This window comes from Bacillus sp. z26 (assembly GCF_058313635.1).
In genome coordinates this window covers 213537-235583 of record NZ_JBZFQM010000004.1, presented here as the reverse complement: position 1 = coordinate 235583, position 22047 = coordinate 213537, and the positions used below count along the sequence as shown (strand labels likewise).

Here is a 22047-nt window from a genome sequence, read left to right as displayed (position 1 = left end):
TATCCCGAATATATTCCCATAACCATAAAAAAGAGGGAGAGTTATAATGAAAAATTTAATTATTGGTATTATATTATTTGCTCTTTTTGCATTACTCTCATTTTTCGGTATCAACATATGGTCCTTGAGCTATTATGTAGAATGGGCTACGAAATTTATTCTCCCTTGGATAATCTTGTATTGGTTCATTAGATTGGTTAAAAGTTTCGAAAATAAATAATGATGGTGTACTAAAGAATTAGGATTATTATTTAATCGGATGAAGAAAAGAATAACGAGGAGATACAAGAGAAGATGCTTAATTTAGCTCGTAAATATATCTTAGGGAACCATTTGTGAAAAATTGTAATTAAACAAACAGGGGAATTACTCCTATATCATGAGCTGTAATCAGCTCTTTTCTATTATTCTGCTAAAGGTTCAAGTTAGTGTAGCAAACATATTTATAATTTTGGATATTGTTTATTGGGGGGATTTCATAATGTTAATTAGAGAGATACAACCCGTGGATGCCGAAAAATTTATATGTCTAATTAAACAAGTTGAATCTGAAGCTAAGTTTATGCTTATGGAAGGAGGAGAAAGAAAAACCACTCCTAAACAACAACGTAAACAATTAGAACGCATCAAGCAGCAAAGTAATTCAAAAATATTTGTTGCAGAACAAGAAGAGGGAGAACTTGTTGGCTATTTGATAGCCTTAGGCGGTAGCGTTAAGAGAACAAAGCACTCTGCATATCTTGTGGTTGGTATTTTAGAAAAATATAGAGCACGCGGTATAGGAACAAGTTTATTTCAAAGATTAGAAGAGTGGGCAAGAAACTCTAATATATCAAGATTAGAATTAACAGTTGTTACTCAAAATGAGGCAGGTATTTCTTTATACAAGAAAAGTGGATTTGTGATAGAAGGTATAAAAAGGAAATCATTGCTAATCGATGATGAATTTTATAACGAGTATTTTATGTCTAAAATATTTTAATTTTAGTACTGAAATGACGGGGGCTTTACTTCGTTATCAAGGGCTGTGATTAGCTCTTTTTTTGTGCTGCGAAAAGGGCAGGTTAGCGGAAGAAGGATTACTAACAATCAGTAGAGAATAGTAAATAAGGTTTTCATACAAATGCGGAAGATCAAGGAGATGATTTATTTGGTGAAACTTGAGAACTTAATTACTTGGGTAGATGAAATAAAGAAAAAAAACGGAAGTAGTGCATCCTCATTATATATTCTAAAAGATAATGAAGTTATATTGGAACACTATGATGGTTATCATTCTAATTCACCTGAATCAGCTCCAATCTCCCCAGCTTCTCAATTTAACGTAGCTTCTGCAAGAAAGAGCTACCTTGGTCTAGTAGTTGCATATGCCCTTTATGAAGGGAAAATCAAAAGCCTTGATGACTACGCAATAGATTATTTCAGAGAAATGGATAAACAATTGCTAGGAAAAACAACAATACGGCATTTAGTCACTCACTCACACGGGTTACACGAAAAAGAGGATGGTACTATTTTTCGAGAGTTTGAACCAGGTCAAGGTTGGGCTTATAGAGGAATAAATGTGTTAATGATGACGAGGCTGGTAAATCGTCTATTTAATATGAGCTTTTCAGACCTCTTAGAAGAAAGGGTATTTTTACCTTTGGGTTTTAAGGAAACAGCCTGGCAAACGAAAGAAAATGAATCATTAGTTAAACAAATTGATGATCCAGATTCGGAAGGTTCATTCAATCTGGGGAATTATGCTGATGGAATGGAGTCAAACTTACATACTTCTGCTCGGGAGTTTGCACAATGGGGGAATCTTCATTTAAACAAAGGGTTTGCACAGGGGAAACAAATTGTTCCAAGCGAAGTGATTGAAATTGCCACACAAGTACAAAGCCCTTTTTACAAAGATCATAAACTTCCTCAAAATGGTTTGTTTTGGTATGTACAAGGAATTCCAGCTGCCCATAGTGAGCTTGGTGATAGGGTTCCAGAAGGATCCTATCAAATATTAGGGGTAACAGGTCCAACTGTCCTTAGCATTCCTGAATACAGAGTGGTCGTTACAAAGATGTATAACAAACGATATAACTATGGCGGAGATGACTACCTTTACTACCTCAGAGAATTTAGTAATATAGTTGCTGATACTTTTCGAAAGTAAGGAAAAGGAGGGAGTTAGTTGATTTATATCGCTAGGACTCAAAGAAAAACATTAGGGTATTTCCTGCTATTAATTGCAGTTTCAATAAATGACTATTCCAATTGGTTATTATACTTTCAAATAATATTTTCTTTAGTCATTCTTGGTTCATTATTTATAAAATTTATACTTGAGATAAATGAAGACTATTTGGAGTATCAAATATTGTTTTTTAACTTGCCTTTATATAAAACAAGTATATACCCTAATCAAACAAAACAGATTAAATTCAAACGAGTAAATTGGTATACCAAAGGTGCTATTATACACGTTAAAAAAGGATTCAACATTCGAATTGTAAATTTTTCTCCCAGTGGCGTATTTAAAGACTTAATTGATTTTGCTAATAAAAATGGCATTTCATATTCCAAAACTAAAGACTATCTTATTTTAGAAAAATAGCCTTATTTCACTAAAGGAGCAGGTTAGCAGAATAATAAATTTTCTGAAACTTCAAACAAGTATCTATCGTATATAATTAATAACAGGAAATACCAAGAAAGGGGGATTTTATGTTGCAATTACTTTTAAAGGGATTATATAGGGGGTTTATCTCATTTAGTATCTTACTAATGATTTCACTGTCGTATAAGTTGCAAGGGCAATCAGATGATTCGAGTGTTTATTTTTTTTATGGCCTTATAGCCTTTTTCCTTGGGTTGACAAGCGTCATATATCAAATTGAACAATGGAGTTTTTTAAAGCAAATTTTTGCTCATTATATGGCGATGCTGATTACTGTTTTTCCAACGTTGCTATTAAGTGGTTTTTATCCGTTAGATTCATTTGAAGATGTACTTGATGTGTATCTCCTATTTAATAAAGTGGGTATTATTTTATTTTTGACTTCATATTTTTATTCACGTAAAAAAGCTAACAATAGCACATCAATATGATGGAGGTATACGACTGACAGTGGGCATTGATCTAATAAGGATTAATCCCTTTTGTGTTGAACCTCTTATGGAAGTAATGGGGCAGGGTTTGCGGAATTAGAACCGCCTTATTATAGTAATTTACTTTAGACTAAAAGTAATAAACAGGTGATTTTCTGTTGGATTGAGGATGGAAATGATAAAGAGAAAATATGCAAATCGTTCAAGATGGAAACGTGTCTTGGATAAAAAATATGCACAAGCGTTTCTTAATACCAAAGAATTTAAGGGCTATATAACTTTATTGCAACTAATGAAAGTTGCTGAACCATTATCCTTTCGATATGAGGAACAGAATATATGTATTGTTGATGATGGCTATATGTGGCTTCAACAATTCCCCTTAGAAAAAATGCATTCAGTAACAACAATGTTCGATAATAACGGAAATATAGTGCAATGGTATATTGATGTTTGCCTTGAAAATGGTGTAGAAAATGATATCCCCTATTGGGATGATTTATATTTAGATATCATTTTGTTGCCTTCTGGAGAAGTAATTCAAAAAGATGCTGACGAACTTGAAGAGGCTCTTTTAAATGGAATTATTGACAGGTCTCTTTACGAGTCGGCGTGGGATGAAGTACATACTCTAACTGAGTTAATTAATACTAGAAGCCTTGAATTGCTTGATTTATCTCATCTTCATAAAGAATTCTTAGTCAATGAATTAAAAAGGAAACGATAATGAGGAGAATAATGAAAAAGCACTGCTGATTATAGATGTTCAAAATGGGATGTTTCTAAAAGATAATGTTGTGTATAAAGAAGCGTGTCTTGATACCACTTGTAGAGGGGCTTTTAGTATGAAATATAAAGTCACTTTAGCTTCAGGTACACACAGTACGTGGGGAAAGGGGATTTAAATGTATGAATTTATCCTTTGGGAAAGTTTCTTATGGTGAAAGTGAACTAAAGTCTATTTTAACTGAGATTAAATATGAAAGATGTCACTGGGAAGAGTTAGATATGACTTTGATATTACAATCAATGTTACAGCATATTGGTTCAACAGATAGTGAACTCCGAGATCAGTTGATCTATACCTTCTTTTATAGATTAATTGTTGAGAACAATCAAATTGAAACTGCACTTTTAATTAAACTTTTAGATACTTGTATAAATGAATTAATGTTTAAAGGAATCGGTGAAAAGGAATCCGATACTGTATTCACAAGAGCGTTTACTACCCTTTTAATAGCATTGATACTGCACAGGGATAATCAAGCAAATTTTTTGTCCAAAGATTCTATTGATAACATTAAAGAAAAGCTAATTAAGTACATTGACCTTGAAGAGGATTTAAGAGGATATGTGAAAGGTAAGGGGTGGGCACATAGCATCGCACACGTAGCTGATACTTTTGAAGAGCTGGTGAAGAATCCAAAGCTAGATAGAGAATATTATCCAGAAATATTAAGAGTATTGTGGAGAAAAGTTCTTATATCCAGTAGTGTCTATGTTCACGATGAGGATGAAAGATTATTAATTCCCATTCTTGCAATGCTAGAAAGAGGATTGAATGGAAAAGAAATAGAACAATTACTCAAACACTTACCTAGTGAATTGAATACCCAAAAAGAACAGATTGAGAATGAAAAGTATTGGTTCTTAGTATTCAATATTAAAACATTTTTAAAAAGTTTTTACATTAAAATTAACGGTAATCCTAAACTACTATCACTTCAGAAAAAGGTTGAGCAGAGCCTAGCGAGAATCTGTTGAGCCATTTAAGAAGCCATCAGGCGCATTAATCAAAGAAGGATTAATGCCTGTTTGTGTTGATTTCTTATTGTAGAAACGGGGCAGGTTAGCGGAAGAAGGATTAGAACATATCGTAGACGAATAATGAATACAAAGAAATGAAATGGAATACAGTTTTGTGTCTGTAAGAGATAAGGGAGTGACTTGTTTGGGGAATTTAGATGCTAAAATTTTAATTACAGGGGTAACTGGGACATTAGGAGGTCGGGTAGCGAGAAAGTTTTTATTTGAAGGTACGGCAATAAAAGGGTTGACAAGAAACGAAAGCAACGTAAATTCAATTCCAGGATTAGAGGTACAAATCGTTCAAGGTGATTTGATAAATAGAAGCTCCCTTTATAAAGCATTAATAGATGTTGATATAGTGATACATTGTGCAGCCTATTTGGGAGATGACAATGAGGAAGCTGTAAACTCAAATGTTATTGGAGTTGAAAACATTGCAAGCATTTCATTAGAGTTAGGGATAAAGAAGTTTATTCACATTTCAACCTTGTCCGTTTATGGTGAACCTAAAGAGGGATTTTATGATGAGGCCAGCACAATCGTAGATAATCACGATGAGATCTACATCAAAACGAAGGTTCAATCTGAAAGGATACTAAATAAATACAAGGACAGGGGGCTCAATGTAATAATCCTTAGACCAGGTGCGATTTGTGCAGAAGAAAACTCTTATTGGGGAGACAGACAAATCATAAGGATGTTAGATGCTGAAAAAGTCAATTGGGTGCACCCTAACGACATTGTACCTTGGATTCACGGAGATAACTTAGCAGAAATGATACATTTGGTTTGTTCTAATGGAAAATCTGGAGACGTATATAATGCAATTGATGGGAATTTTCCAGAACAAAATTTTAGGTTAAAGTTGATAAGAGTGTTAGGAAAAGAATATCAAATTCCCAATCGTCAAGCGGAATGTGCCATCTACTCGAATGAAAAAATCAGGTCATTAGGTTACAAGCCAATCAGAACTTTTGAAGAAACAATCATCAATCTCAGTAATTTAGCAATTAGTAAATTATAAACATTGTGCTTATGCTAGGAGATTTTATTAATTAAAACATCTGTATGTCATTACATTCATAGTAATTTAAATATAATTGAAATAGAATATAGAAAATAAATTCCATAAGATATGCGTTAGGATAGCAGGAATTAAAGAATTTGTAAGTCTGAATACTAAGCCGAATGCTATACCTAATATAAAACCAAATAGAGGGTATTCGGGATGGGCAAAACCAAATAAAACAGAAGAAATTAATAAGGTAATGAGGTAACCAGGAAGTTTATTTACCCAAAGTGAGAGGGGAGCTCTAAATAACAACTCTTCAAAGATGGGCATCAAAATAGTCATACTGATTAAAAATAGAACCAGCTCATAAGTATCTAACATTATTGTTCTTGAATATGAACTAGTGAGAAGATTATATGTTGCGGATAAGCTTCTATTGAAAATAAATAAATTTGAAATAAAAATGAATAATAAAGCCAATACAATAACTAAGTATGTATTTAATCTTTTTAATACGGCAAAATCCAACAATTTAATATAAAAAGCTCGAGTTTTTGGGTAGATAAATAATAAAATCACCGCTAAGATAAATACAATAGTTCTCCACGTTAAACTAATTTCTTGAATCTCCAATATGAAATCCTCCTGTTTAAGATATTGATATGAATTAATAATTCTATACAGATGATTGTAAATCCTCTATCAAGGGACATGAGAAGAGCGGAGTGACTAAAATTCACGTATTTTAAGTGGTACACTACGACGCGAGCTATATAAAAAATTTTTCTGATACATACAAAGGCATTGATCCAAGGAGTATTAATGCCTTTTTGTGTTGTATTTTCTTATGGGAGTAAAGGGGCAGTTTAGTTGAATAAGATATTATAAAATAATGTTAAAAAAAGGGAAATAAAGAGGAGTCAACATGACTATTTTTATGTATATTTTTGCTGTTTTTTCATTTCTAGGTTTAATATTTTTTTCATTTAAAAATAAAGAATTTTATCAAAATGAAAATTTTGATATAGGTTCTTCAGAAATTTTAGGGGAGATATTATTATATATAATTAATTTATTACCTTGGTATTTAATAAAGCTATTTATCATACTACTTTTCTTGGGGTCATGCATATTTTGTGTGTGTTATTTTATTTATGCGTAATGAATTATTAAGTGTGTTATATGAAAGAAATTAATGCTTTTTTGTTGGGGGTTCATATTGGACAAACGGGGCAGTGTAGTGGTGGAAATAATAATTAGTTGCGACTGGGAAAAATGGCGATGATATAAAAAAAGACACCGAAGTGTCTTTTGTACTTTCAAATTAAGCTCACCGATAAACTGGAATTTGGTTGTTTCTACCAACTTTTTAGTTGAAATCTACACTTTTGTCAAACATAAGAACCCCATAATCGCTTTCTTCTGCTTCGACACCGCAATTGCTGCATTGGTACCAGTGTCCTATGGTCGGCACCATATAGCCTTCATCACATACTGGACATTTTTCGAGGAATTCCTCATCACCTGGTTCTAATTCGTGGAATGCCATTTTTTCTTCCTCCTTTGTAAAATAGCCATAGTAGGGCAAACTTGCAAGTGCAGTCCATCCTGATTAATAGCTTGAACTCGCACCCAGTTTACAAGTGAAAATTTAGATTTTTCTATCTATTTACCTGTATAATATCATACGTTTGTGAACAAATGCACTTAAATAAACGGGAGCATTACTCCAGTATCAAGGGCTCTGATCAGCTCTTTTTTGTTATGCTGCTCAAGGTGCAGGTTAGTGGATGAAGGATTTCCTATAATTAGTAGAGAACAGTAATAGAGAGTCTTAGGGAGATTTTAACTTTAAGTGGGAGTGAAAAAAATGGGACACAAAAATATACCTGGTATTATAGGTGGAATTTTGATAGCGGCAAGTATAGTAGTTGGGGCTTTTTTAATCTCTGCTTCTTCATCTGTTGCTACTACAAGTAATGAAGAATATGTACCAATGGTGAAAAGTGTATTTACTATTGATGATCTAGCGGAATATTTATCTGTAAGCACAAAAGACATAGAAAAAATCATTGATGAAGATGATTTAGAGAAAGCATCTATTGAAGGGGAAGCTTTTGATACCTATGAATATATTCCATATCTGACTATTTCGGATGAAAAACGTTTTTTGAAAAGCGAAATAGACAAATGGCTAGAATATCATTCATTGAATAAATAATTATGAATCTTAAAGGGATTCACTAGGCGATTGTTAAGAATCAGAACTGGGAGAAGTAGTTTGTTATTTGAGGGGATTTCAATAACAAGAGCTTTGAACAGTTCTTTTTATATCAATGATTACATTACAGAATTAGTTATTATAAACCAATGACATATAAGGAATTCTTTAAAATCAAATATCCGTTTTATAAAGTTGAAGATTGAAAGTTGGCATGCTACTAACATAACTCAATAAAAAATATAGAGTCATTTGCAAGGAGGACATAAGTATCATCGCTAAACTATAGGACGTTGGGTTAAGTGAAAAGAAGCATTGGTGGGAGTAAAGAAAAACAAACAAGCAACCAATGAAATCATGGTCATCGCTAAAAGGCTGTCGAGAAAGTCTCGAGAGCCTTCTTTTTGATAATCACTAAATTTACGATTGGCTCCTCAATTGGAAGCAAGTCTACTTTCTTTATTTATAAATTGTTCATAGAAACAGTAATTTATTAGTAAGGGATTGAGTTAGAGAATTAAAAATATCAATAATCTTATTCTATCTATAATTGTAGGACTTGTAATTGGAATCATTACTTTTCCATTAACTTAGATCAAGTTAAAAGCTTTGTCTTTTTAACAGAAATAGAATTTTGTGAAGAGTTGTACTTAAATTATTGGGGACTTTAGTTGAATAATGGAGACAGCGAAAAGATGCCGCACCCCAAAAGCTAGCTCTTTTTTACGGCATTAGCAACAATCTTTACGATAAAAGCCAAAAGAAAAGAATAAATGATAGCAATTAGAAGTATGACCAATAGCAATCCTGGATGCCTTTATTGATTATCTATCTGCATATTTCGTAGGGATGCTCCAAATAAAATACCCATCCACCGCTTGTGACTTACCAGTTATATCGGTGGACAGATAGTTGACTTTTTGCATCAGAGTATGAGATTCGTGCTATTTCCGTATATCCAGGTAATTAATAATTAGCAACTATAAGCTACTATATTAGATGTAGGGAAAGAGGCAAAAGTAAAAGACGGGAAAATGATTCCTGTCGTATTACCAAACGCACTTGCTGTTAAAACCCACATCAATACATATCGACCATTGTTTAAGAGCATAATGGTCCAGCGTCTATCACAGCCCACTCCAAAAGTTGTACCGGCCCAAGTACCTGATGTTAGAAGCTGCTGGCCTTCTGACGGGTTTTGTAGAAGATATTGATACATATTAATCGTAGCCTGTGAAGGTGGGGGTGTGCCCCCAGTGGTTGGTCCGCCTGTTCCTGGTATTCCTGTATTGCTATTCGGCCATCCTATTGAGGTTCCCGGCCATACTGAAATAGGATTACCTTGAAAACCACCACCCATAGGACCTCCTAAAGTAGGAAACGGTAAATTATGAATTCCAGGAATTTGCCGATAATAATATTCCATTAAAATACACTCCTAATTATAGTTTTATAGGCTAATGGCAGTATATTATTTGATTTGATTAAGGGTGTGGGCATTTGTTGCTGAAATGGATATATACAATTTTGATTCTATTGACTAGCAAAAGCAAAAATTTGCTTTCGTTCTTCTTTCTTAATAAGACCTAGTATATACATTGAGCATTTTGTGATAACGAAAAATAAAAAAAGATGCAATGGAAAGAAGCATTCAGGATTCTGAATGCTTCTTTAATTTTCAAGCTAACGTGATCAAGGATGAATGGCTACCCAATGACCGGCTGAAACTTCCACCAATTTGGTGTTCTCTACATCATACTCTTTTCTCTCTGGTTGGATGGATCCATCTTTCCTTTTTTGTGCCTCAATCTTAGGATCTGGGATAGGGATTGAGGCCAGTAAAGATTTCGTGTATTCATGCTGAGGATTAGAATACAACGCTTCGCTTTCGGCCAACTCTACTATTCTACCTTTATACATAACGGCGACCCGGTCGCTAATATGTTTGACCATAGATAGATCATGGGCAATGAACAGGTAGGTGAGTCCGAGTCGCTGTTGCAAATCTTCCATCAGTTTGACAATTTGTGCCTGAATAGACACATCAAGGGCGGATAATGGTTCGTCGCACACGATGAAGGCAGGGTCGACGGCGATTGCCCTGGCGATACCGATTCGTTGTCTTTGGCCCCCGGAGAATTCATGCGGATACCTCATTGCGAATGAAGGCTCGAGCCCAACCATATCAAGCAATGCTTCAACCCGTTTTTTGCGGTCTGGTCTACTATTGGCGATTCGATGGACATCCAATGCCTCTCCAATAATATCCAATATCCGCATCCTTGGATTGAGAGAAGCATAAGGATCTTGGAAGATCATTTGCATATGCCGGCGCATAATGAGCATTTCTTTAGGGGAAAAGCTGTTGAGCGACATTCCTTTGAAAAGGATATCTCCTCCGGTTGGGGTATGTAATTGAAGGATTGAGCGTCCAGCTGTAGATTTACCGCTTCCTGATTCGCCAACTACTCCTAATGTTTCCCCGGCTTTGATGCTGAAGGAGATATCATCAACTGCTTTTATCGTTTTTCCTTTACCAATATCGAAATATTGCTTAAGGTGACGTACTTCCAACAACGGGGTATCGTCGGTATTTATGATCAGATGTGATACTGGTTTCGGTTTCTTTTTTTCATTTAGTTTCGGAAGTGCATGAAGTAACTTCTTAGTATACGGGTGAGAGGGGGAGGAGAAGATTTCCTCTGTCGTACCGGTCTCGACAATCACTCCTTTTCGCATGACGGCAACTCGGTCGCACATTCCGGCCACTACCCCCAAGTCATGTGTGATTAAGATGATTGCTGTTCCGAATTTCTCTTGCATCTTCTTCATAAGATGAAGTATTTGCGCTTGAATTGTGACATCCAGTGCTGTCGTCGGTTCATCTGCAATCAGCAAAGACGGTCGGCATGCCAATGCGATGGCAATCATCACACGCTGCCTCATCCCGCCGGAAAATTCATGCGGATATTGTTCGTAGCGAATTTCGCTTTCCCTGATGCCGACCAATTCTAACATATCGAGCGCCTGCTCCCTCGCTTGCTTATCCGATAGTTTTTCATGCTTTTTTAACCCTTCTGCAATCTGATTCCCGATTTTCATGGTCGGATTCAAAGAGGTCATCGGATCCTGAAAGATCATTCCGATCTCGCGTCCCCGGATGGCCTCCATCTCTTTCTCGGAGTAGTATCCGATGTCTTTCCCATTAAAGAGGACTGTTCCGTTCTTACGTCTGGCGCTCACAGGTAACAATTGCATGATTGAACGTGCGGTGACGCTTTTGCCACTTCCAGATTCTCCGACAATCCCTAATGTTTCTCCTTTATTAAGCGAAAAGCTGATATTTTGCACAGCTTGAATTTCCTGTTCTTCCTGTTCAAAAGATACTGATAAATGCTGCACTTGCAATAATGAATTCATCAAAAGACACCTGCCAAATCATCATATTGGTCCAAAATTGACCTTTTGTATATATTTCCTTATATTGTTGACTTTTACCAATTGTTAAAATAAAATATACTATACCACTCGGAAAAGTGCAATTATTCTTGAGTCTTATGTTTATACAAATGATTATATGTATTCAGCGCAACGCTGAGAGGATGATAGGGGGAATATCATTGGTTAATGAGCGGAAGTGGAAGGGGAATCGCTCTTTTGTACAGAGAGTTGATTATCTATTCAGAAAAATGATGAAGAACCCCTCATATAAAATCTTCCTTTTGATATTAGGGGCTCCGCTCTTTTTGATTGTCATGCTGTATTATCTGTTCAAAAGGAACAAGGATGGGTATGCAAAAGCGGAAGCAGAGCTGAAGAATTCACTCATCGAATCTGGACATCTTGATGCCTTTAAGAAGGACTATAAGGATCAGTTAACAAGAAAGCAAGATTTCTTTGGCAAACAAGTAGGCGATGAAGAAATTGAGAGAGAAGCAACACAGCTTGCCATGCATCAATTAGATGCTTATATTACCGAGTTAATGATGGAACCGGTCCACAATGAAACGGGGAAAGGGAAGATGCAATTCGAAGATGCTTTTTCTATATTGCTCGAAAAAAAATGGTTCTTGCTCTTTTCGTTCATTGGCGGTTTTTTAATGTACATATTGTTGTTTCTGTACAGTAATCCATATGTGAAATACGTGATGGAGCGTTTAATCATGACAATTTTTGTCGTTGTTGGTGTAAGTGTGCTTGTATTCACAATCCTGTATATTTCACCGTTCAATCCTGCCGCTAACATCTTGGGGGAAACAGCAACGAAAGAGCAGATTGCCGCGTTCAATACCTTACATGGACTGGATCAGCCCTATTTCACTCAGTTATGGGACACAATCATCGGTATTTTCACATTTGATCTTGGCAGTTCGTTCGCCGGAAATGAGAATGTCATATCTACTATTATGCGTAAGTTTCCGATTACCTTGACGATTGCCGTCTTTTCTTTATTACTTGCGGTGGTGGTTGCATTACCAACAGGAATTATTTCGGCTATCAGAAGGAACTCGATCTTTGACCATTCTTTCATGTTAATCGCCTTACTTGGCTTATCGATTCCGAGTTTCTGGCAAGGACTGATCTTCATTTTGGGCTTCTCGGTCCATTTGGAGTGGCTGCCAGCAACGTATCATGCAAATAACATGCTGTCATTGATCATGCCAGTCGTAGTACTTGGGACAGGGCTGACAGCTGCAGTCGCCAGGATGACAAGGTCATCGACACTAGAAGTTATTCATGAAGATTATATGTTGACAGCCAGAGCCAAAGGACTTAGCGGAAGAAGGGTGGTTATGAGGCATGCTGTGCCAAATGCACTCATCCCAATCATCACAGTGATAGGGCTGCAATTCGGTGGAATGCTCGGTGGGGCCGCTGTCACGGAAAAAGTGTTCAATATTAGCGGACTTGGTAGCTATATTGTCGATAAACAATTTATACCGGATGTGCCGGCTGTGATGGGAGCTGTTATCTATACGGCCATCATCATTTCAGTCGTTAATATGATTATTGATATTCTGTATGCATTCTTTGACCCTCGAATTCGGCATAAGATGAAACAATACTAAAGCAGGTGTATGAAATGAATAGTTTAAAAGCTTCACAGGAATATAGACAGGCAAAGTTCGCCTTAAATGCATCATTAATTCTAACAGCCATTTTTCTGCTTAATGTATATGATTTCAAAAGCATGGATAGTAGGGAGTTCTTTTTATGGATGTTCGGGCTTTATGCTTTCTTCACTGGCTTACAGGGCATTTTGCTATGGCGAATGAAAAAGGACTTACTGGAAAAAGGGAATATTTCGACCTTTACCAGAAGGTTGGGGTTTATACAACTGGCGAGTTTATTCAGCGGGAATGTCTTCTTGGCAGCATCCGCATTGGTTTTGATTAAAAATAAGAAAAATCTCTATTACTCTCTTGGAATTTATATGTTGTTAACGGATTGTTTTGTGATCGGTGTTTCTGCCTTGAATTTGTTCAAACCATATGTGTCGAATAGCTTTATAGCAGGAATGGGCGTCCTGATTGCAATTACGCTATTCCAATTCGTGGCTGTTTTGTTTCTCATGAGAGGGAGCTTGAACAAGAAGACATCTACCGCTATCGCTATTTTTTTTCTCTTGAGCGCTCTTACCGGGAATCTATTTTCATTGGTGCTTGGGATTACAATATTGCTGAAGGCCAAGAATCAGCGATACGGTGTCAAGACACAGTGGGAATCGATATGGGAAAGATTGTCGAAGCATTTCTCAGCGATGCTAAGTTTGTTTTTCATTATCTTTCTGTTCATGATTTCTGTGTGCAGTATTTTTACATTCGAAAAGAGTCTTGCGATTGAAAATGACTATGGGGCAATCTTACAGTCTCCAAGTCTTGTTTATCCGTTCGGTACGGATAATTTCGGTAGGGATGTTTTCTCGAGGCTTATATTCGGTGCAAGAATATCACTCATTGTAGGTTTCTTAGCGACCCTTATTCCTGTACTGATTGGAGGATTCCTTGGAGCAGTCTCAGGCTACTATGGCAGACATACGGATAATATCATCATGAGGCTTCTCGATATTCTATACGCCATTCCAGGAATTTTGCTTGCCATCACCATTATCGCTGCCTTCGGGGCGAATACCGTCAATCTGATTATTGCCTTGAGCGTTGGAGCCATACCCACATATGCAAGAACGATGAGAGCCAATGTGCTGCAGGTGTCAAATTATGAATTCGTGGAAGCTTCTAGGGCTCTTGGGGTAAAGGATCGTGCTATTATCTTCAAGCATATTATCCCTAACTCCATGGCGCCTATGATTGTTAAGTCCACTTTGACCATCGGGGCGGCTGTCATTTCAACCAGCAGCTTAAGTTATCTCGGACTTGGGGTTGAACCGCATATACCAGAGTGGGGAAATATTTTACGGATTGGAAGTGCCTACTTGGAATCAAATCCTTACCTTGCTATCTTTCCGGGAGTGGCAATCGTTTTGCTAGTATTATCTTTCAATTTCCTTGGGGACGGCTTGAGGGATGCGCTTGACCCTAAGCTTGATCGATCATCATGATTGTGGGGAGAAAGAAGTTTATCAATAAAGAATTATTTTGGGGGGATTATTTTGAGGAAAAATGGATTTATGACGTTATTGCTTTTGTTCGTATTGGTTCTCAGTGCTTGCACCGTCAAAACTAAAGATGATGTAAGTAATAAAGTAAATGATGGTGAAAAGAAGGAAGCAGTCGAAATCGAAATATTGAGTACGAGCGCCAATGAGTCAGATGTGAATATCCTTCGCGATCAACTTACGAAAAATGGATTTAAGGTCAAATTGAATCTTCAACCGGATTTTGGCAGCTTTAAAGCACAGGAAGATGCAGGCAATTTCGATGTATCGATGTCCAGTTGGACCACGGTCACGGGAAATCCGGATTATGCGGTGCGATCGCTGTTCATAACAGGAGGGGATTATAGTATCCTATCAGATTCGAAGTTGGACAAATTGATCAATCAAGCATCTACCCAAACGCCAGAAGAATATAAAGAAACCTATAAAAAGTTGGAAGATCATCTTGTGTTTGAAAAGGCCTATATCGCACCTTTATATATATCCAACAAAAATCAGGCAGTCAATACAGGAGTATTAAAGGAAGAATCCGTACGTTTGTCTAAGTCGCGGGCGTTGGCGTGGGATTCGATTGATTACACCGATGCATCCAAGCGTGAAAAGGAGCCTTTGAAATTGACACAATCGATGTCTACGTTGACATCTCTCGATCCGATCAAAGGTAATGATGGTTCTATCAACCAATTGAATACGAATATGTATGTACGTTTGGTAAATTTGACGGACGATGATAAAATCACCTCGGACGCATCCTTATCACTGAATCATGCCATTGCAAAAGGGAATAAAGAATATTATTTTGTCCTCAGAAATGACATAAGTTTTGCAAAAGTTGAAAATAAAAAGGCAGTTGATTCAGGTGAAAGAGTTGGGGCAGAGGATGTTATATTCACCTTGAACCGTGCTAAAGATAAAGATTCTGTGCCGGATCACAGAACATACAGCTTGCATGAGCATATCAAAAAAGTTGAAATCGTTGAAGACGTGGCAAGCCTTGATTCAGTTAAACTTTCCAATGGGGAAGGCACTGTAAAGGATGCGCTTAATGTAAATCTGGACAGTGAAATAGCAGAACTAGTCAAAGCTAAAGAGGATGCCGATCAAAAAAGCGGCAAGTATCAAGTCGTTAAAGTGACAACAACAGAGCCATTCCCACAAGTGCTGAACTACCTGGCTCACCAATCAGCAGGTATCGTATCAAAGAAACAAGTTGAAAGCATCAACACTTATGATGTAGCTTCTTTCGACGTCAAGAAAGATATTCCTTATGGAGATCAAAATACGGTAACTGAAGGTAGTCAATATGATAACCATTTATATACGAGCGGACCGTATATCATGCTATATAAAAATGACTATGAAGCAGTATTCCAAAAGAATCCTGCATATATGAAAGGGACAAATCAAGAACCATATATCAACAAGGTGTCCGTCCGATTCATCAAAGAACCTGATAGCGCATTTAGTGCACTACGCAGCGGTGAAATCGATATGCTATCCGGTGTACCGGAAACAAAGTTTGATATTCTTAAAGAAGACAGCAAGATGAAATTACAAAGCACTCAGAGCAATGCTGTTTCTTACTTGTTATTCAACACGAAAAATCGAGATGTTGCAAAAAGTGAGAACTTAAGGAAAGCGGTTCTGTATTCCGTTAACCAGGATGAGTTCATTCAATTCTATAAAGGCGATAAGGCAAAGGCTGTTTCAACTGTCAGCCCGCTTGTTGATACTGGCAATGAATTGACCGCTGATACTGAAAAAGTGCAAGAAGCTTTGGAAGCATATTTCTCTGAGAAGTAAATGGAAACCAAAAAGAATCCCGGGTGGATTCTTTTTTTTGATCCTTTATGTTGAACTTCCTATGATAGGAAGGTGCAATTTAGCGAAGCAGGAGCTTTACTAGATTATATAGAAATATATAACTCAAGCAAGAGGAGAAAGGAGAGGAGTAAACTTAGGCTATTTACTAAAAGGAACGTACTTTTTATGACACGCCAAAATCGAATTCAGACAGTCAATTTTACACTGAAAATCATGAAGATTTAAGAAAATGGGAAATATCAAACAAGGAGGAAATTATGCAAGCAGAAAAAAAGCGTAGTGAACATTTAATTGATCCAGAGGTAAGAGGCATTTTGGACGAAATGGGCAGCATGAGTATGTCACAGGAATCGTATTTGATGATTCGTGAGCAAATGGCTACGACAAGCAATAGTGATATTACGGAAAAGTATGACGTTGAGCTAGAGGAAATATATGTGGATAATCTATTTGATGAATCAAAAGTAAGACTAATTGTCATCAAACCTAAAAATACAACTGCCGAAAAGCATCCGTTACTTTACTCTATTCATGGAGGTGGTATGGTCATTGGTAGCCCTGAAATGGACAATGAATTTCATGCGTTTTTAGCGCATAATTATAATTTTATCGGTGTATCAGTGGACTATCGATTAGCTCCTGAGCACGCTCAACCTGCACAGCTGCACGACTGTTACTCTGGTATGAAATGGTGCATCGACAATGCAGTAGATTTAAATATTGATACAGATAAAATCGCATTGTCAGGTGTTAGTGCCGGAGCTGGACTTGCTGGTGGCTTAGCGCTTTATATTAGAGATCAAAAGGAATTTGATATCCATCACCTAAGACTGTTAATTCCTATGTTAGACGACAGGACTGCATTGAAGGAGACTACTCCATATAATGGTGAATTTGCTTGGACAAATGAAAGTAACTATTTCGGCTGGAAATCTGTATTAAATCAAGAACCAGGCTCTGAAGGCATTTCTCCATACTATTCGCCTGCTCGTGCCGAATCGTTAGTCGGATTACCAAGCACATATTTATGTGTAGGAGCAATAGAATTATTTACAGAAGAAACATTAGATTTTTCAAAGCGCTTAATTCGTGAAGGTGTACCAACAGAATTACATGTCTATCCTGGCTATCACCACTTAGCAGTTGGTGTACCAGAAGCCTATCATAGCAAGCGTGAAAGTGAGAACAATCTTAATGCACTACTCCGTGCTTTAAAAATAGAATAGTAAACCTGAAATAAAAACACCTTTTCAATACACACGACGAAAGACCATTTATCCAGATTTCATTGGGACAGATGGTCTTTTTTTTGCATATGAGGTTTGGATATTTTCGACCAAGGTATGTGATCATATGGAATCACTGCTTGTTGGTGAATCGATAAATTTGGCAGTCCTGTCATTAAGGTTACTAGACTATAATAGATCATCATTGATGTTTGCTTTTACGGTTTTAGTCCATCTAAAGTGAGACAACTTAGAAAAACATCATGCTTAGTCTAGTCTATTTTGTTTTAGAGATTAAGCATTTGCCTCTAGTAGTCAATAAAAGTATTATGTAAATACGGTGTGTGATGTTTATATAATGGTGGATTTTCGTATATATTAGGTAAGTATCATATAGATTAACAACATAGGTTAATATTAGGCAGCTGAAGGAGAACCAGACAATGGAGATATTAAATAGAGGGTATAAAGAAGCAGTGGAAAAAGCTAAAAATGATATTATGCATGATATTTATTTATTCATGGAAGAGAGTGTAGAGAAACCTTCCTTAAGGGATTATATAGATAGCAGAGAATCTTATTTGAATCAGATCTGGAATTTAGCGTGGAAGAGTAGAACACTTCAGCGTATGAACAGAAATGAAAAAAATGATTTTTTAAAGCAGCGAGGCATATCAACTGAAGGAGCCTCCAAAAAGACAATTAACAAAATGGTTGAACAAGAACTGGACGGTTTACGGTCTTTTGATATGAAGAGCTGGATTCGTGATTACTTTAAAGAAACAGATGAACTATGGGATGAATTGTTCGAAACAGTCAAGCTGAAAAGATTAAAAGGAAATTATGAGAATACAGTTATAAAAGAAGCGGCATTAAGTATTTTGAGCAGTAACAAGCTTTATTTTTATTTAAAGCTCAGATACAAAGTAGCAAATCAATTACAAAAGGATATAGCAAATGTGAAGGGTTTCAATCAAGCTAAATTTGAAACGCTCAACGATCTTTTATATTGGGGATATGATGTATACCAAGATGATTCTGTTTTTGATGAATATATTTATCAAAATCTAATCGATACCTTTGTTTACGAAAACATTTACCCATTTATATTTTCAGAATTGCCGGATCAGATCATAAACCAATATGAGAATATGTTTAAAGGGTCGATTAATCATAAGTTGATCAGGCAATTGATTGGGGGAAATATTAGTGAATTTCAATGGGAATATGAAAGTGAAATAGAGCAGGAATTGATTGAGGACCTTATAGATGTTCGAGCCCACCCGGATGAATTTGATATACAAATGCCGTTATACCATACTCAGCACAAAGAGAGAATTGAAAAAAGAGAACAGAAATTAGAAGAGATTAGGAAACAGGAAGAAATAAAACAAAAGAAATTGGATGATATCTTTGGTGTTGAATACAAGACAACTGTTTATAGTAACACAAAATATATTCTGCATATTGGAGAAACAAATACCGGTAAGACCTTTCAGGCACTAAATAGATTAAGGCAAGCTGCGTCTGGTATATACCTGGCACCTTTAAGGTTATTGGCACTTGAAGTGTATGAAACACTCAGAAACGATGGAATAGCTTGTGCATTAAAGACAGGTGAGGAAGAAAAGGATATTGCAAATGCCACACATTATTCCTGTACAATTGAAATGTTTACAGAAAAAGATGAATTCGACGTCATGGTAATTGACGAAGCACAAATGATAGCAGATAAAGATCGAGGATTTTCATGGTTTAGAGCTATTAATAAAGCACGAGCTCGGGAGGTTCACATCATAGGTAGTCACAACTCGAAAAGGATGATTTTGAATCTTCTTCAGGGAAATGATATTGAAATTCATGAATATAAACGAGATATACCGCTGATTGTGGAGAAAAAACCTTTTAGGATCGAACATGCCAAGGCAGGGGATGCTTTGATTGTATTTTCTCGAAATAAAGTGCTTCAAACTGCTTCAAAGCTGGAGAGAAACGGCCATAAAGTAAGTGTAATCTATGGAAGTATGCCTCCTGAGACAAGAGCTAAACAAATTCAGAGGTTTATTAACAGGGAAACGCGAGTGATTGTATCAACAGATGCAATCGGGATGGGGCTTAATCTACCGATTAGGCGGGTCGTTTTTTTAGAAAATGATAAATTTGATGGCACGAGAAGACGTTTATTGACCTCTCAGGAAGTAAAGCAGTTAGCCGGCCGTGCCGGCCGTAAAGGTATATATAATGAAGGAAGAGTGGCGTTTACTGATCAAATTGGTTTAATGAAGAGGTTGTTAAATGGTGAGGATCGACCCATCAGTACATTTACAATAGCACCTACACAAGGGGTATTTGAGCGGTTTAAACGATATCATTCCAACTTTGAACAATTCTTTGAATTATGGGATGAGTTTAAAAATCCTGCTGGCACAACAAAAGCACCGCTTACTCAGGAAAAAGCATTATATCATTTAATTCGCCATGAACAAATAGAAGGACGAATGTCCATAACTGATTTATACGGTTTTCTTCATTTACCTTTTTCAGCGAATGAGGAGAGCCTGGTTAATCAATGGCTGTATAATATGAAAGCCATTGTGGATCGAAGAGAATTGAGAGAGCCTTTAATAAAGAAAGATTCCTTGGATGAACTTGAATTGTCTTATAAATCAGTAGGATTGCATTTATTGTTTTTGTATAAATTAGATAGAAGAAGTGAAACGGTCTATTGGGAGCGAGTAAGAGAAGAAATCAGTTCAGATGCACATAATAAGTTAAGAAAAGGGGTTAAAAAATATCAAACAAAGTGTCGATTATGCCATAAGCCGTTAAGCTGGAATTATCGATTTGCTATTTGCCAATCCTGTTATGAAGAAAGTAAACAATCCAGGTACTATTATAAAGGGCGGGATATATAGGAGAGTTGAACTTGCAATTAACCGTTGCAAGTTTTTTGTATACCATAATTATATTATGTAAACTAGAGGTTGTGAAAAAGATATTTATCAATAACAAGAATAGATGAAACTTATTAAACATAGATTAATAGAGAGAATAGATTAAAAGTAGAACCGGCATTTGCCGGTTCTATGGTTCTTACTGAATGTTTCTGTACAACCCGATAACTTTACCTAAAATACTGACATTTTGTAGAATGATAGGTTCGAGCATAGAGTTTTCCGGTTGAAGACGGAAATGGCTATCTTCTTTAAAGAAACGTTTCACTGTTGCTTCATCATCTTCCGTCATAGCAACAACAATTTCGCCGTTGTTTGCAGTATGCTGCTGGCGAACAATTACATAGTCCCCGTCAAGGATACCAGCTTCAATCATACTGTCTCCCATAATTTCAAGCATAAATACATTTTCATCTGCAGGAGCCATATGTTCAGGAAGAGGGAAGTATTCCTCAATATTTTCAATAGCTGTAATAGGCTGCCCGGCAGTTACTTTCCCGATTAATGGTACATTAACGGAATTTGTTTTTGGAATATGGTCATGCGGATCCATATCCAGTATTTCAATAGCACGCGGCTTAGTAGGATCTCGTCTGATGAGACCTTTGCTTTCCAAGCGTGCTAAATGACCATGAACCGTGGAACTGGAAGCCAGTCCAACTGCTTCGCCAATCTCTCGAACGGAAGGTGGATAGCCCTTCTTTTTAACTTCTTCTTTTATATATAGCAAAATATCCTGCTGTCGTTTGGATAATTTAGTAGTCATCTCCCGCACCTCTTTATGCTTTGTTGTTTTTAGTATATCATTTCTTGTTTAACAGTACAAACATAAGTTCGTTTTTTGTGTTGACACAAAACATGTGTTCGGTTTATACTTACATTATGACAAGCGAACATATATTCTATGGAGGGGTTTATTCATGAAAAAATTATGGACTTCTTATTCTTATACAATTATATTTATTATCGGAGTTTTCTTATTAATATCTAGTTTACTGGTGACAAATATTGAAACACCAAAGGACGATTTTCAACAGATTACTGTTAAAAAAGGAGATACAGTTTGGGATATGGCTGACAGATTTGATGGCAGTGAGATGACGCAGACTGAATTTGTTTCCTGGGTTCAGGAACATAATGATTTGCAGATTAATCAATTAAAAGAAGGGCAAACGATTGTGATTCCTGTTAAGAAAAATACTGACAATACAGAAATGCTGCATTTAGCAGATTCTGATAAATAACTATATAATCAGTAGGTCGGGATATAGGATCCCGGCCTTATCTATATGTAA

The 22047-nt window shown here is 36.4% G+C and carries 19 protein-coding genes; 14 read left to right on the top strand and 5 right to left on the bottom strand.

The features are described from left to right. Positions 1 to 481 precede the first annotated feature (481 nt). The 7 genes from AC4G3K_RS14270 to AC4G3K_RS14240 all read left to right on the top strand — a co-directional run bounded on the left by AC4G3K_RS14270 (position 482) and on the right by AC4G3K_RS14240 (position 5923). A complete protein-coding gene (locus AC4G3K_RS14270) occupies positions 482 to 982 on the top strand; it encodes a GNAT family N-acetyltransferase (RefSeq protein ID WP_491133743.1) in 501 nt (166 codons plus the stop codon). Between the two features lie 168 nt (positions 983 to 1150). Further along, positions 1151 to 2155, top strand: coding sequence for a serine hydrolase domain-containing protein (locus AC4G3K_RS14265; protein WP_491133742.1), 1005 nt, complete (start codon positions 1151 to 1153; stop codon positions 2153 to 2155). An 18-nt stretch (positions 2156 to 2173) separates the two neighbouring features. After that, a complete protein-coding gene (locus AC4G3K_RS14260; protein WP_491074993.1) occupies positions 2174 to 2596 on the top strand; it encodes a hypothetical protein in 423 nt (140 codons plus the stop codon). A gap of 110 nt (positions 2597 to 2706) precedes the next feature. Then, positions 2707 to 3090 (top strand): DUF3021 family protein, encoded by a 384-nt coding sequence (locus AC4G3K_RS14255; protein ID WP_491133741.1) that lies wholly within the window; start codon positions 2707 to 2709, stop codon positions 3088 to 3090. 175 nt (positions 3091 to 3265) lie between these two features. After that, positions 3266 to 3817, top strand: a complete 552-nt coding sequence (locus AC4G3K_RS14250) for a ribonuclease FAU-1 family protein (RefSeq protein WP_491133740.1) — start codon at positions 3266 to 3268, stop codon at positions 3815 to 3817. 182 nt (positions 3818 to 3999) lie between these two features. Further along, entirely contained in the window at positions 4000 to 4854 is an 855-nt protein-coding gene (locus AC4G3K_RS14245; RefSeq protein WP_491074996.1) for a DUF2785 domain-containing protein, read from the top strand. A gap of 187 nt (positions 4855 to 5041) precedes the next feature. Further along, positions 5042 to 5923 (top strand): NAD-dependent epimerase/dehydratase family protein, encoded by an 882-nt coding sequence (locus tag AC4G3K_RS14240; RefSeq protein ID WP_491133739.1) that lies wholly within the window; start codon positions 5042 to 5044, stop codon positions 5921 to 5923. Positions 5924 to 5989: 66 nt separating this feature from the next. On the opposite strand, the gene AC4G3K_RS14235 is transcribed toward AC4G3K_RS14240, so the two are convergent. Beyond that, a complete protein-coding gene (locus AC4G3K_RS14235) occupies positions 5990 to 6544 on the bottom strand; it encodes a CPBP family intramembrane glutamic endopeptidase (protein WP_491133738.1) in 555 nt (184 codons plus the stop codon). A gap of 736 nt (positions 6545 to 7280) precedes the next feature. Beyond that, the gene (locus AC4G3K_RS14230; RefSeq protein WP_491133737.1) at positions 7281 to 7460 is read right to left on the bottom strand and encodes a hypothetical protein; all 180 of its coding nucleotides are present in this window, start codon (positions 7458 to 7460) and stop codon (positions 7281 to 7283) included. 321 nt (positions 7461 to 7781) lie between these two features. On the opposite strand from AC4G3K_RS14230, the gene AC4G3K_RS14225 reads away from it, so the two are divergent. Continuing rightward, on the top strand, positions 7782 to 8132 hold the full coding sequence (locus AC4G3K_RS14225) for a hypothetical protein (RefSeq protein ID WP_491133736.1): 351 nt from the start codon (positions 7782 to 7784) through the stop codon (positions 8130 to 8132). A gap of 973 nt (positions 8133 to 9105) precedes the next feature. On the opposite strand, the gene AC4G3K_RS14220 is transcribed toward AC4G3K_RS14225, so the two are convergent. Next, the gene (locus tag AC4G3K_RS14220) at positions 9106 to 9558 is read right to left on the bottom strand and encodes a hypothetical protein (RefSeq protein ID WP_491133735.1); all 453 of its coding nucleotides are present in this window, start codon (positions 9556 to 9558) and stop codon (positions 9106 to 9108) included. Positions 9559 to 9824: 266 nt separating this feature from the next. Beyond that, positions 9825 to 11552, bottom strand: a complete 1728-nt coding sequence (locus AC4G3K_RS14215) for an ABC transporter ATP-binding protein (protein ID WP_491133734.1) — start codon at positions 11550 to 11552, stop codon at positions 9825 to 9827. 200 nt (positions 11553 to 11752) lie between these two features. On the opposite strand from AC4G3K_RS14215, the gene AC4G3K_RS14210 reads away from it, so the two are divergent. From AC4G3K_RS14210 to AC4G3K_RS14190, 5 genes are all read left to right on the top strand, one after another. Continuing rightward, positions 11753 to 13201 (top strand): ABC transporter permease, encoded by a 1449-nt coding sequence (locus AC4G3K_RS14210; protein WP_491133733.1) that lies wholly within the window; start codon positions 11753 to 11755, stop codon positions 13199 to 13201. Between the two features lie 14 nt (positions 13202 to 13215). Next, positions 13216 to 14691, top strand: coding sequence for an ABC transporter permease (locus AC4G3K_RS14205; RefSeq protein ID WP_491133732.1), 1476 nt, complete (start codon positions 13216 to 13218; stop codon positions 14689 to 14691). 51 nt (positions 14692 to 14742) lie between these two features. After that, complete coding sequence (locus AC4G3K_RS14200; RefSeq protein WP_491133731.1) at positions 14743 to 16551, top strand: ABC transporter substrate-binding protein; 1809 nt, start codon at positions 14743 to 14745, stop codon at positions 16549 to 16551. Between the two features lie 278 nt (positions 16552 to 16829). Then, positions 16830 to 17798, top strand: coding sequence for an alpha/beta hydrolase fold domain-containing protein (locus AC4G3K_RS14195; protein WP_491133730.1), 969 nt, complete (start codon positions 16830 to 16832; stop codon positions 17796 to 17798). A gap of 443 nt (positions 17799 to 18241) precedes the next feature. Further along, on the top strand, positions 18242 to 20713 hold the full coding sequence (locus AC4G3K_RS14190) for a helicase-related protein (RefSeq protein ID WP_491133729.1): 2472 nt from the start codon (positions 18242 to 18244) through the stop codon (positions 20711 to 20713). Between the two features lie 178 nt (positions 20714 to 20891). On the opposite strand, the gene lexA is transcribed toward AC4G3K_RS14190, so the two are convergent. Beyond that, positions 20892 to 21518: a transcriptional repressor LexA gene (gene lexA, locus AC4G3K_RS14185; protein ID WP_491075008.1), complete on the bottom strand. Its 627-nt coding sequence runs from the start codon at positions 21516 to 21518 to the stop codon at positions 20892 to 20894. 154 nt (positions 21519 to 21672) lie between these two features. Between lexA and yneA the strand changes: the two genes are divergently transcribed. Beyond that, on the top strand, positions 21673 to 21996 hold the full coding sequence (yneA, locus tag AC4G3K_RS14180) for a cell division suppressor protein YneA (RefSeq protein WP_491075009.1): 324 nt from the start codon (positions 21673 to 21675) through the stop codon (positions 21994 to 21996). Positions 21997 to 22047 lie beyond the last annotated feature (51 nt).

Coding starts and splice junctions, on each gene's coding strand:
- AC4G3K_RS14270 (WP_491133743.1), top strand. CDS start 482: ATGTTAATTAGAGAGATACAACCCGTGGATGCCGAAAAATTTATATGT.
- AC4G3K_RS14255 (WP_491133741.1), top strand. CDS start 2,707: ATGTTGCAATTACTTTTAAAGGGATTATATAGGGGGTTTATCTCATTT.
- AC4G3K_RS14250 (WP_491133740.1), top strand. CDS start 3,266: ATGATAAAGAGAAAATATGCAAATCGTTCAAGATGGAAACGTGTCTTG.
- AC4G3K_RS14245 (WP_491074996.1), top strand. CDS start 4,000: ATGAATTTATCCTTTGGGAAAGTTTCTTATGGTGAAAGTGAACTAAAG.
- AC4G3K_RS14230 (WP_491133737.1), bottom strand. CDS start 7,460: ATGGCATTCCACGAATTAGAACCAGGTGATGAGGAATTCCTCGAAAAA.
- AC4G3K_RS14225 (WP_491133736.1), top strand. CDS start 7,782: ATGGGACACAAAAATATACCTGGTATTATAGGTGGAATTTTGATAGCG.
- AC4G3K_RS14220 (WP_491133735.1), bottom strand. CDS start 9,558: ATGGAATATTATTATCGGCAAATTCCTGGAATTCATAATTTACCGTTT.
- AC4G3K_RS14215 (WP_491133734.1), bottom strand. CDS start 11,552: ATGAATTCATTATTGCAAGTGCAGCATTTATCAGTATCTTTTGAACAG.
- AC4G3K_RS14205 (WP_491133732.1), top strand. CDS start 13,216: ATGAATAGTTTAAAAGCTTCACAGGAATATAGACAGGCAAAGTTCGCC.
- AC4G3K_RS14195 (WP_491133730.1), top strand. CDS start 16,830: ATGCAAGCAGAAAAAAAGCGTAGTGAACATTTAATTGATCCAGAGGTA.
- AC4G3K_RS14190 (WP_491133729.1), top strand. CDS start 18,242: ATGGAGATATTAAATAGAGGGTATAAAGAAGCAGTGGAAAAAGCTAAA.
- lexA (WP_491075008.1), bottom strand. CDS start 21,518: ATGACTACTAAATTATCCAAACGACAGCAGGATATTTTGCTATATATA.
- yneA (WP_491075009.1), top strand. CDS start 21,673: ATGAAAAAATTATGGACTTCTTATTCTTATACAATTATATTTATTATC.